Genomic DNA, 357 nt, shown 5'->3' with positions numbered 1-357 from the left:
TATTGTGTTTTCATCAAATAAAGCTTGCTTATCTTTATCATATAAAACATAATCTTCACAAAAATATAAAGCTTTTAGCAAATAAAGTTCTGAATTGATATTAATATTATCAATATCTTGTAAAGATAGCTTTTGTATATAGGCTATTTTTAAATTATTGATTACTTGTATAGATACAAGCTTATAATTATTATATTCTTGATTAAAATAATTAAGATTTTCTAAAAATATTTTATACTCATTGATATATTCTTTTTCATCTTGTATATTATCTAAATATTTAAGACTTTGATTGAAAATATTATTATTATAAAAATTACAAGAAAAACTATCAAAATTAAATTCTTTTAACAAATT

Annotated in this window: 1 pseudogene; it reads right to left on the bottom strand. The window is 17.1% G+C overall.

Annotated features, from left to right (window positions below):
• Positions 1-357 (bottom strand): annotated as a pseudogene (locus tag ELQ12_RS09990) (hypothetical protein); the annotation flags it as partial.

Source organism: Campylobacter sp. US25a, from assembly GCF_004379075.1.
Taxonomy (GTDB): domain Bacteria; phylum Campylobacterota; class Campylobacteria; order Campylobacterales; family Campylobacteraceae; genus Campylobacter_D; species Campylobacter_D jejuni.
This window is presented reverse-complemented; position numbering and strand designations above follow the sequence as displayed.